The sequence below is a fragment of the Pedobacter sp. genome (assembly GCF_035317785.1).
Classification (GTDB): Bacteria; Bacteroidota; Bacteroidia; order Sphingobacteriales; family Sphingobacteriaceae; genus Pedobacter.
On record NZ_DATHGC010000407.1, the window covers coordinates 1 to 3414 of the forward strand.

Here is a 3414-nt window from a genome sequence, read left to right on the forward strand (position 1 = left end):
TTAATTTTCTCTATCTGGTAAGTCGTTTTCTTCCACTGGTTGTCATACCAGTAACTGGTATGTGTATTGTCTTTAAACCTGATCTGATAGAAATCAAGGACATCAGCCGCAACATTTGTCACACCCCAGGCAATTTTTTGATTGAATCCTATAATGATGCCCGGTGCCCCGGGAAGTGAAACACCATAAGCATTCAGTCCCGGTGCATGCAGCTGGATCTGGTACCATATCGAAGGAAGTGACAGGTCAAGATGGGGGTCATTGGCCAGGATCGGAAATCCGGAAGCGGTCTTGCTGCCGCTCAGCGCCCAGTTGTTACTTCCTATTCCTTCCTCTTTTTCTTTGGTGCGGATATTCTCAGTGAGTAGCGAAGAGTCCGGAGCAGGAACCGGGGGAACAGGCAATGCATTAAAATTCCATTTGGTGCCTGCCGGAATGATCGGATCTTCCTTAAACGGATAATCCGGGAACAGGTCTTTGACCACTTCCGTCCCAAATTTATTCCTGATGTTGGTCATGTAAAATTCGTCAGAGCCCATTGCCAGAACAGCAGACATCTGTTTCAGCAACAATGCACACTTTATGGGTGTCCAGTTCTCAGGTTTAAAATCCAGCAGTTTATACTCAAGCGGGATCTTTGCTGCAGATAAAGAATGGATATAGTCGTTTATGCCTTCCGTATAGGCAAGGATCATTATTTTCGACTGAGGATCTGCCATCATCCCCTCGAGAGACTTTTCCGCACCGTACACCATGCCCATTCTGCGCTGGTACCTGTCCAGTTCTATTGCCTTCCTGCCAACTACCTCACACAACCTTCCTGCAGCAAACCGGGTTTGAAAATCCATTTGCCACAGCCGGTGCATGGCTGTTACATAACCCTGTGCATAATAAGCATCATGGTCATTCTGCGCAAAAATATGAGGGATCATGCGGTCATCAAAAGCGATGTCAACATTTTGATGTGCGCCTTTCAGAATTATTTTTTTATTCAGTTTTACTGCAGTGGCTTCAGCGTTCTGCCAAAAACCTGTGAACGGGTTCAGAAACTTCAAAAGCGGTGGAGTATCTCCAAATTTTGTATTCAGTGCATAGGCTAACAATATAGGGATAATGACACAAATAAGGGCCTTTGTTTTATTCATCATAACTCATTTAATCAGCGAACCCATTAGATTTTGACGGGCTCTTTTTTTGCATTTGCAATTTAACATAAAACTTAAATCAATTGCAATGAAAATTAGATTTTGGTAATTAATTATTAACCAAAATTCAGTTTGGATAAATAAAAATTTGTATTAGATTTATATAGGCATTAACCAGATATAAATCTTTTTCGTATGAGCAGAACTTTTACCAAAACCATCGTTACACTAATTATTTTATGCGTTATATGCGTATCAGCATATGCGCAAAGTGTAGTTATAAGCGGCACTGTCGTCGACAAGACGACAAGAGAACCGATACCCGGTGCAGGCATCACAGTCAAAGGTACCACCTCTGCTACCGCTACCAATGCAAATGGCAGGTATACTTTGACTACAACACAAAAACCGCCGTTTACGGTGGTAATTTCTTATATAGGTTTCAATCCTGTAGAAAAAGAAGTCACTGGCAATACCTCTAATCTTGATTTTGAACTGGAATCTGGCGTTATCTTAGGTCAGGAGGTGGTGATTTCTGCTTCAAGGACACCGGAACGTATCCTGGAATCTCCGGTTTCGGTCGAGAGAATGGGTACCGCCGCACTAAGAGAAATATCAGCACCTTCTTTTTATGACGCCTTGAGCAATTTGAAAGGAGTGGAAACCAGTACACAGAGTTTGACTTTTAAATCGATCAATACCAGGGGCTTCAATTCCAATGGCAATACCCGTTTCAATCAGTTTGTAGACGGAATGGACAATCAAGCGCCGGGTCTGAACTTCTCAGTAGGAAATATCATTGGTATCAATGACCTGGATCTGGACAATGTTGAGTTATTGCCAGGTGCTTCCTCGGCCCTGTACGGTGCCGGCGGTATCAGCGGTACCATGCTGATGACGTCAAAAAACCCGTTTGATTACCAGGGTGCCAGTTTCCAGCTGAAAACCGGTATCAACCACATTGACGATAACAACACAGGCAACCAGGAATATAAACAGCTGGATGTGCGCTTAGCCAAAGCATGGAACAATAAGTTTGCGGTTAAAGCCTCTTTTTCATTCCTCCAGGCAAAAGACTGGCAGGCAGACAACTATTCCAACTTTGACCGCAATGCCCGTACCTTTAAAACCGGAGACCGGGCATCCGATCCGGGATATGACGGCATAAACGTATATGGCGATGAGAGCGCCCAAAACATGAGGAGTGTGGTTCAGCAAAGCATAGAGCCTACAATTCGTGCGACCATTCTGGCAGCTACCGGCGGAGCATTCAATCCCAAAACAGCGCTTGACGGCATTCCCGCAGGAGCCAGTTACGCAACTTATTTAGGAGCAATTGCAGGTATTCCCGGCTTGCCTCAGCAATTGAAGACCGCGATGAGCAGCCAATACCTGCCATTCTATTTCGGATTAAAAAATCCGGGAATTCTCCCCAATCAGAACGTTACCAGAACCGGATATAACGAAAATACACTTGTAGACTACAATACACAATCCTTAAAAACTTCCGGATCATTGCATTACAGATTTACCCCGACCATTGAGGCCATTGCCCAGCTCAACTGGGGAACAGGTACTTCAGTCTATACAGGATCAGACCGCTATTCACTGCGTAATTTCAGTATAGGTCAGTATAAACTTGAATTAAAAGGACAGGATTTCTTTTTAAGAGGCTATACTACCCAGGAGCGCTCAGGTGATTCCTATATCTCTTCCATTTTAGGTGCATTTATCAATGAAGCCGGTAAGAAATCAACCGACTGGTACCCACAATATATTGGTACCTATATCGGGGCAAAACTTTCCAATCCCGCAGTGACTGATGCGCAGGCACATACTGCAGCAAGAGGCGCAGCAGATCAGGGCCGGCTGATACCGGGTACGCCGCAATTTGAAGCTGCCAAAAGTAACATTGCCAATAATACCATTGCTTCCGGAACAGGGGCTAAATTTGATGACAAAACAAATTTATATCACTATGAAGGCATGTATAATTTCTCAAATGCACTGAATAATGTCGTTGAGCTGCAAGTTGGCGGATCCTACAGGATTTATCAGTTGCGTTCCGGAGGAACAATCTTCGACGATCTGACTGAAGATATTGACATCAATGAGTACGGGGCATTCGCACAACTGGGCAAAAAAATGTTCGATGACAAATTCAAGCTTTCCTTATCAGGAAGATACGATAAGAGCACCAATTTTGACGGCAGGTTCACCCCAAGAATCTCAGGCGTATATACCGTAGCCAAGGACAATAACATCAGGG

The 3414-nt window shown here is 44.1% G+C and carries 2 protein-coding genes; one reads left to right on the plus strand and one right to left on the minus strand.

The genetic code is table 11. The features are described 5' to 3' along the window. The coding region (locus VK541_RS25580; protein WP_324373503.1) for a penicillin acylase family protein at positions 1-1148 on the minus strand (1148 nt) is incomplete at its 3' end. Positions 1149-1340: 192 nt separating this feature from the next. Here VK541_RS25580 and VK541_RS25585 point away from each other — a divergent pair. Then, positions 1341-3414: carboxypeptidase-like regulatory domain-containing protein (locus VK541_RS25585; RefSeq protein ID WP_324373504.1), on the plus strand; the 2074-nt coding region annotated here is incomplete at its 3' end.